This is a genomic window from Salinivibrio costicola subsp. alcaliphilus (genome assembly GCF_001996185.1).
GTDB classification, from domain to species: domain Bacteria; phylum Pseudomonadota; class Gammaproteobacteria; order Enterobacterales; family Vibrionaceae; genus Salinivibrio; species Salinivibrio costicola.
On record NZ_MUFR01000067.1, the window covers coordinates 1 to 7,826 of the forward strand.

Genomic DNA, 7,826 nt, shown 5'->3' on the forward strand with positions numbered 1-7,826 from the left:
CAATTCCACACAACATACGAGCCGGAAGCATAAAGTGTAAAGCCTGGGGTGCCTAATGAGTGAGCTAACTCACATTAATTGCGTTGCGCTCACTGCCCGCTTTCCAGTCGGGAAACCTGTCGTGCCAGCTGCATTAATGAATCGGCCAACGCGAACCCCTTGCGGCCGCCCGGGCCGTCGACCAATTCTCATGTTTGACAGCTTATCATCGAATTTCTGCCATTCATCCGCTTATTATCACTTATTCAGGCGTAGCAACCAGGCGTTTAAGGGCACCAATAACTGCCTTAAAAAAATTACGCCCCGCCCTGCCACTCATCGCAGTACTGTTGTAATTCATTAAGCATTCTGCCGACATGGAAGCCATCACAAACGGCATGATGAACCTGAATCGCCAGCGGCATCAGCACCTTGTCGCCTTGCGTATAATATTTGCCCATGGTGAAAACGGGGGCGAAGAAGTTGTCCATATTGGCCACGTTTAAATCAAAACTGGTGAAACTCACCCAGGGATTGGCTGAGACGAAAAACATATTCTCAATAAACCCTTTAGGGAAATAGGCCAGGTTTTCACCGTAACACGCCACATCTTGCGAATATATGTGTAGAAACTGCCGGAAATCGTCGTGGTATTCACTCCAGAGCGATGAAAACGTTTCAGTTTGCTCATGGAAAACGGTGTAACAAGGGTGAACACTATCCCATATCACCAGCTCACCGTCTTTCATTGCCATACGAAATTCCGGATGAGCATTCATCAGGCGGGCAAGAATGTGAATAAAGGCCGGATAAAACTTGTGCTTATTTTTCTTTACGGTCTTTAAAAAGGCCGTAATATCCAGCTGAACGGTCTGGTTATAGGTACATTGAGCAACTGACTGAAATGCCTCAAAATGTTCTTTACGATGCCATTGGGATATATCAACGGTGGTATATCCAGTGATTTTTTTCTCCATTTTAGCTTCCTTAGCTCCTGAAAATCTCGATAACTCAAAAAATACGCCCGGTAGTGATCTTATTTCATTATGGTGAAAGTTGGAACCTCTTACGTGCCGATCAACGTCTCATTTTCGCCAAAAGTTGGCCCAGGGCTTCCCGGTATCAACAGGGACACCAGGATTTATTTATTCTGCGAAGTGATCTTCCGTCACAGGTATTTATTCGCGATAAGCTCATGGAGCGGCGTAACCGTCGCACAGGAAGGACAGAGAAAGCGCGGATCTGGGAAGTGACGGACAGAACGGTCAGGACCTGGATTGGGGAGGCGGTTGCCGCCGCTGCTGCTGACGGTGTGACGTTCTCTGTTCCGGTCACACCACATACGTTCCGCCATTCCTATGCGATGCACATGCTGTATGCCGGTATACCGCTGAAAGTTCTGCAAAGCCTGATGGGACATAAGTCCATCAGTTCAACGGAAGTCTACACGAAGGTTTTTGCGCTGGATGTGGCTGCCCGGCACCGGGTGCAGTTTGCGATGCCGGAGTCTGATGCGGTTGCGATGCTGAAACAATTATCCTGAGAATAAATGCCTTGGCCTTTATATGGAAATGTGGAACTGAGTGGATATGCTGTTTTTGTCTGTTAAACAGAGAAGCTGGCTGTTATCCACTGAGAAGCGAACGAAACAGTCGGGAAAATCTCCCATTATCGTAGAGATCCGCATTATTAATCTCAGGAGCCTGTGTAGCGTTTATAGGAAGTAGTGTTCTGTCATGATGCCTGCAAGCGGTAACGAAAACGATTTGAATATGCCTTCAGGAACAATAGAAATCTTCGTGCGGTGTTACGTTGAAGTGGAGCGGATTATGTCAGCAATGGACAGAACAACCTAATGAACACAGAACCATGATGTGGTCTGTCCTTTTACAGCCAGTAGTGCTCGCCGCAGTCGAGCGACAGGGCGAAGCCCTCGGCTGGTTGCCCTCGCCGCTGGGCTGGCGGCCGTCTATGGCCCTGCAAACGCGCCAGAAACGCCGTCGAAGCCGTGTGCGAGACACCGCGGCCGGCCGCCGGCGTTGTGGATACCTCGCGGAAAACTTGGCCCTCACTGACAGATGAGGGGCGGACGTTGACACTTGAGGGGCCGACTCACCCGGCGCGGCGTTGACAGATGAGGGGCAGGCTCGATTTCGGCCGGCGACGTGGAGCTGGCCAGCCTCGCAAATCGGCGAAAACGCCTGATTTTACGCGAGTTTCCCACAGATGATGTGGACAAGCCTGGGGATAAGTGCCCTGCGGTATTGACACTTGAGGGGCGCGACTACTGACAGATGAGGGGCGCGATCCTTGACACTTGAGGGGCAGAGTGCTGACAGATGAGGGGCGCACCTATTGACATTTGAGGGGCTGTCCACAGGCAGAAAATCCAGCATTTGCAAGGGTTTCCGCCCGTTTTTCGGCCACCGCTAACCTGTCTTTTAACCTGCTTTTAAACCAATATTTATAAACCTTGTTTTTAACCAGGGCTGCGCCCTGTGCGCGTGACCGCGCACGCCGAAGGGGGGTGCCCCCCCTTCTCGAACCCTCCCGGTCGAGTGAGCGAGGAAGCACCAGGGAACAGCACTTATATATTCTGCTTACACACGATGCCTGAAAAAACTTCCCTTGGGGTTATCCACTTATCCACGGGGATATTTTTATAATTATTTTTTTTATAGTTTTTAGATCTTCTTTTTTAGAGCGCCTTGTAGGCCTTTATCCATGCTGGTTCTAGAGAAGGTGTTGTGACAAATTGCCCTTTCAGTGTGACAAATCACCCTCAAATGACAGTCCTGTCTGTGACAAATTGCCCTTAACCCTGTGACAAATTGCCCTCAGAAGAAGCTGTTTTTTCACAAAGTTATCCCTGCTTATTGACTCTTTTTTATTTAGTGTGACAATCTAAAAACTTGTCACACTTCACATGGATCTGTCATGGCGGAAACAGCGGTTATCAATCACAAGAAACGTAAAAATAGCCCGCGAATCGTCCAGTCAAACGACCTCACTGAGGCGGCATATAGTCTCTCCCGGGATCAAAAACGTATGCTGTATCTGTTCGTTGACCAGATCAGAAAATCTGATGGCACCCTACAGGAACATGACGGTATCTGCGAGATCCATGTTGCTAAATATGCTGAAATATTCGGATTGACCTCTGCGGAAGCCAGTAAGGATATACGGCAGGCATTGAAGAGTTTCGCGGGGAAGGAAGTGGTTTTTTATCGCCCTGAAGAGGATGCCGGCGATGAAAAAGGCTATGAATCTTTTCCTTGGTTTATCAAACGTGCGCACAGTCCATCCAGAGGGCTTTACAGTGTACATATCAACCCATATCTCATTCCCTTCTTTATCGGGTTACAGAACCGGTTTACGCAGTTTCGGCTTAGTGAAACAAAAGAAATCACCAATCCGTATGCCATGCGTTTATACGAATCCCTGTGTCAGTATCGTAAGCCGGATGGCTCAGGCATCGTCTCTCTGAAAATCGACTGGATCATAGAGCGTTACCAGCTGCCTCAAAGTTACCAGCGTATGCCTGACTTCCGCCGCCGCTTCCTGCAGGTCTGTGTTAATGAGATCAACAGCAGAACTCCAATGCGCCTCTCATACATTGAGAAAAAGAAAGGCCGCCAGACGACTCATATCGTATTTTCCTTCCGCGATATCACTTCCATGACGACAGGATAGTCTGAGGGTTATCTGTCACAGATTTGAGGGTGGTTCGTCACATTTGTTCTGACCTACTGAGGGTAATTTGTCACAGTTTTGCTGTTTCCTTCAGCCTGCATGGATTTTCTCATACTTTTTGAACTGTAATTTTTAAGGAAGCCAAATTTGAGGGCAGTTTGTCACAGTTGATTTCCTTCTCTTTCCCTTCGTCATGTGACTTGATATCGGGGGTTAGTTCGTCATCATTGATGAGGGTTGATTATCACAGTTTATTACTCTGAATTGGCTATCCGCGTGTGTACCTCTACCTGGAGTTTTTCCCACGGTGGATATTTCTTCTTGCGCTGAGCGTAAGAGCTATCTGACAGAACAGTTCTTCTTTGCTTCCTCGCCAGTTCGCTCGCTATGCTCGGTTACACGGCTGCGGCGAGCGCTAGTGATAATAAGTGACTGAGGTATGTGCTCTTCTTATCTCCTTTTGTAGTGTTGCTCTTATTTTAAACAACTTTGCGGTTTTTTGATGACTTTGCGATTTTGTTGTTGCTTTGCAGTAAATTGCAAGATTTAATAAAAAAACGCAAAGCAATGATTAAAGGATGTTCAGAATGAAACTCATGGAAACACTTAACCAGTGCATAAACGCTGGTCATGAAATGACGAAGGCTATCGCCATTGCACAGTTTAATGATGACAGCCCGGAAGCGAGGAAAATAACCCGGCGCTGGAGAATAGGTGAAGCAGCGGATTTAGTTGGGGTTTCTTCTCAGGCTATCAGAGATGCCGAGAAAGCAGGGCGACTACCGCACCCGGATATGGAAATTCGAGGACGGGTTGAGCAACGTGTTGGTTATACAATTGAACAAATTAATCATATGCGTGATGTGTTTGGTACGCGATTGCGACGTGCTGAAGACGTATTTCCACCGGTGATCGGGGTTGCTGCCCATAAAGGTGGCGTTTACAAAACCTCAGTTTCTGTTCATCTTGCTCAGGATCTGGCTCTGAAGGGGCTACGTGTTTTGCTCGTGGAAGGTAACGACCCCCAGGGAACAGCCTCAATGTATCACGGATGGGTACCAGATCTTCATATTCATGCAGAAGACACTCTCCTGCCTTTCTATCTTGGGGAAAAGGACGATGTCACTTATGCAATAAAGCCCACTTGCTGGCCGGGGCTTGACATTATTCCTTCCTGTCTGGCTCTGCACCGTATTGAAACTGAGTTAATGGGCAAATTTGATGAAGGTAAACTGCCCACCGATCCACACCTGATGCTCCGACTGGCCATTGAAACTGTTGCTCATGACTATGATGTCATAGTTATTGACAGCGCGCCTAACCTGGGTATCGGCACGATTAATGTCGTATGTGCTGCTGATGTGCTGATTGTTCCCACGCCTGCTGAGTTGTTTGACTACACCTCCGCACTGCAGTTTTTCGATATGCTTCGTGATCTGCTCAAGAACGTTGATCTTAAAGGGTTCGAGCCTGATGTACGTATTTTGCTTACCAAATACAGCAATAGTAATGGCTCTCAGTCCCCGTGGATGGAGGAGCAAATTCGGGATGCCTGGGGAAGCATGGTTCTAAAAAATGTTGTACGTGAAACGGATGAAGTTGGTAAAGGTCAGATCCGGATGAGAACTGTTTTTGAACAGGCCATTGATCAACGCTCTTCAACTGGTGCCTGGAGAAATGCTCTTTCTATTTGGGAACCTGTCTGCAATGAAATTTTCGATCGTCTGATTAAACCACGCTGGGAGATTAGATAATGAAGCGTGCGCCTGTTATTCCAAAACATACGCTCAATACTCAACCGGTTGAAGATACTTCGTTATCGACACCAGCTGCCCCGATGGTGGATTCGTTAATTGCGCGCGTAGGAGTAATGGCTCGCGGTAATGCCATTACTTTGCCTGTATGTGGTCGGGATGTGAAGTTTACTCTTGAAGTGCTCCGGGGTGATAGTGTTGAGAAGACCTCTCGGGTATGGTCAGGTAATGAACGTGACCAGGAGCTGCTTACTGAGGACGCACTGGATGATCTCATCCCTTCTTTTCTACTGACTGGTCAACAGACACCGGCGTTCGGTCGAAGAGTATCTGGTGTCATAGAAATTGCCGATGGGAGTCGCCGTCGTAAAGCTGCTGCACTTACCGAAAGTGATTATCGTGTTCTGGTTGGCGAGCTGGATGATGAGCAGATGGCTGCATTATCCAGATTGGGTAACGATTATCGCCCAACAAGTGCTTATGAACGTGGTCAGCGTTATGCAAGCCGATTGCAGAATGAATTTGCTGGAAATATTTCTGCGCTGGCTGATGCGGAAAATATTTCACGTAAGATTATTACCCGCTGTATCAACACCGCCAAATTGCCTAAATCAGTTGTTGCTCTTTTTTCTCACCCCGGTGAACTATCTGCCCGGTCAGGTGATGCACTTCAAAAAGCCTTTACAGATAAAGAGGAATTACTTAAGCAGCAGGCATCTAACCTTCATGAGCAGAAAAAAGCTGGGGTGATATTTGAAGCTGAAGAAGTTATCACTCTTTTAACTTCTGTGCTTAAAACGTCATCTGCATCAAGAACTAGTTTAAGCTCACGACATCAGTTTGCTCCTGGAGCGACAGTATTGTATAAGGGCGATAAAATGGTGCTTAACCTGGACAGGTCTCGTGTTCCAACTGAGTGTATAGAGAAAATTGAGGCCATTCTTAAGGAACTTGAAAAGCCAGCACCCTGATGCGACCACGTTTTAGTCTACGTTTATCTGTCTTTACTTAATGTCCTTTGTTACAGGCCAGAAAGCATAACTGGCCTGAATATTCTCTCTGGGCCCACTGTTCCACTTGTATCGTCGGTCTGATAATCAGACTGGGACCACGGTCCCACTCGTATCGTCGGTCTGATTATTAGTCTGGGACCACGGTCCCACTCGTATCGTCGGTCTGATTATTAGTCTGGGACCACGATCCCACTCGTGTTGTCGGTCTGATTATCGGTCTGGGACCACGGTCCCACTTGTATTGTCGATCAGACTATCAGCGTGAGACTACGATTCCATCAATGCCTGTCAAGGGCAAGTATTGACATGTCGTCGTAACCTGTAGAACGGAGTAACCTCGGTGTGCGGTTGTATGCCTGCTGTGGATTGCTGCTGTGTCCTGCTTATCCACAACATTTTGCGCACGGTTATGTGGACAAAATACCTGGTTACCCAGGCCGTGCCGGCACGTTAACCGGGCTGCATCCGATGCAAGTGTGTCGCTGTCGACGAGCTCGCGAGCTCGGACATGAGGTTGCCCCGTATTCAGTGTCGCTGATTTGTATTGTCTGAAGTTGCTTTTACGTTAAGTTGATGCAGATCAATTAATACGATACCTGCGTCATAATTGATTATTTGACGTGGTTTGATGGCCTCCACGCACGTTGTGATATGTAGATGATAATCATTATCACTTTACGGGTCCTTTCCGGTGATCCGACAGGTTACGGGGCGGCGACCTCGCGGGTTTTCGCTATTTATGAAAATTTTCCGGTTTAAGGCGTTTCCGTTCTTCTTCGTCATAACTTAATGTTTTTATTTAAAATACCCTCTGAAAAGAAAGGAAACGACAGGTGCTGAAAGCGAGCTTTTTGGCCTCTGTCGTTTCCTTTCTCTGTTTTTGTCCGTGGAATGAACAATGGAAGTCCGAGCTCATCGCTAATAACTTCGTATAGCATACATTATACGAAGTTATATTCGATGCGGCCGCAAGGGGTTCGCGTCAGCGGGTGTTGGCGGGTGTCGGGGCTGGCTTAACTATGCGGCATCAGAGCAGATTGTACTGAGAGTGCACCATATGCGGTGTGAAATACCGCACAGATGCGTAAGGAGAAAATACCGCATCAGGCGCCATTCGCCATTCAGCTGCGCAACTGTTGGGAAGGGCGATCGGTGCGGGCCTCTTCGCTATTACGCCAGCTGGCGAAAGGGGGATGTGCTGCAAGGCGATTAAGTTGGGTAACGCCAGGGTTTTCCCAGTCACGACGTTGTAAAACGACGGCCAGTGAATTGTAATACGACTCACTATAGGGCGAATTCGAGCTCGGTACCCGGGGATCCCACATCGCCGAGATCGGAATCAGCAGCCTTCTCGAAAAGGTCCTCGTCATCCATCCCCCATCCCTTG

General features: G+C 47.9%; 5 protein-coding genes and 1 pseudogene. 4 read left to right on the forward strand and 2 right to left on the reverse strand.

The window, feature by feature from the left end; translation table 11 throughout:
- Nucleotides 1-296 precede the first annotated feature (296 nt).
- Complete coding sequence (locus BZJ21_RS14665; protein WP_000412211.1) at nt 297-956, reverse strand: type A-1 chloramphenicol O-acetyltransferase; 660 nt, start codon at nt 954-956, stop codon at nt 297-299.
- Nucleotides 957-1,174: 218 nt separating this feature from the next.
- Here BZJ21_RS14665 and BZJ21_RS14670 point away from each other — a divergent pair, with 218 nt between their 5' ends.
- The 4 genes from BZJ21_RS14670 to BZJ21_RS14695 all read left to right on the forward strand — a co-directional run bounded on the left by BZJ21_RS14670 (nt 1,175) and on the right by BZJ21_RS14695 (nt 6,397).
- Nucleotides 1,175-1,522: a tyrosine-type recombinase/integrase gene (locus BZJ21_RS14670; RefSeq protein ID WP_000442160.1), complete on the forward strand. Its 348-nt coding sequence runs from the start codon at nt 1,175-1,177 to the stop codon at nt 1,520-1,522.
- A gap of 1,394 nt (nt 1,523-2,916) precedes the next feature.
- Complete coding sequence (gene repE / locus BZJ21_RS14685) at nt 2,917-3,672, forward strand: replication initiation protein RepE (protein WP_000852146.1); 756 nt, start codon at nt 2,917-2,919, stop codon at nt 3,670-3,672.
- 587 nt (nt 3,673-4,259) lie between these two features.
- Nucleotides 4,260-5,426, forward strand: a complete 1,167-nt coding sequence (gene sopA / locus BZJ21_RS14690) for a plasmid-partitioning protein SopA (RefSeq protein WP_000772446.1) — start codon at nt 4,260-4,262, stop codon at nt 5,424-5,426.
- Nucleotides 5,426-6,397: a ParB/RepB/Spo0J family plasmid partition protein gene (locus tag BZJ21_RS14695; RefSeq protein WP_000817031.1), complete on the forward strand. Its 972-nt coding sequence runs from the start codon at nt 5,426-5,428 to the stop codon at nt 6,395-6,397. The genes sopA and BZJ21_RS14695 overlap by 1 nt, the downstream gene beginning before the upstream one ends.
- A 1,149-nt stretch (nt 6,398-7,546) precedes the next feature.
- Here BZJ21_RS14695 and BZJ21_RS16885 read toward each other — a convergent pair.
- Nucleotides 7,547-7,764 (reverse strand): annotated as a pseudogene (locus tag BZJ21_RS16885) (hypothetical protein); the annotation flags it as partial.
- Nucleotides 7,765-7,826: the final 62 nt, after the last annotated feature.

What these genes read in the sequence shown, in the direction of transcription:
- BZJ21_RS14665 (WP_000412211.1), bottom strand. Translation starts at nt 956, where the DNA reads ATGGAGAAAAAAATCACTGGATATACCACCGTTGATATATCCCAATGG.
- BZJ21_RS14670 (WP_000442160.1), top strand. Translation starts at nt 1,175, where the DNA reads ATGGAGCGGCGTAACCGTCGCACAGGAAGGACAGAGAAAGCGCGGATC.
- repE (WP_000852146.1), top strand. Translation starts at nt 2,917, where the DNA reads ATGGCGGAAACAGCGGTTATCAATCACAAGAAACGTAAAAATAGCCCG.
- sopA (WP_000772446.1), top strand. Translation starts at nt 4,260, where the DNA reads ATGAAACTCATGGAAACACTTAACCAGTGCATAAACGCTGGTCATGAA.
- BZJ21_RS14695 (WP_000817031.1), top strand. Translation starts at nt 5,426, where the DNA reads ATGAAGCGTGCGCCTGTTATTCCAAAACATACGCTCAATACTCAACCG.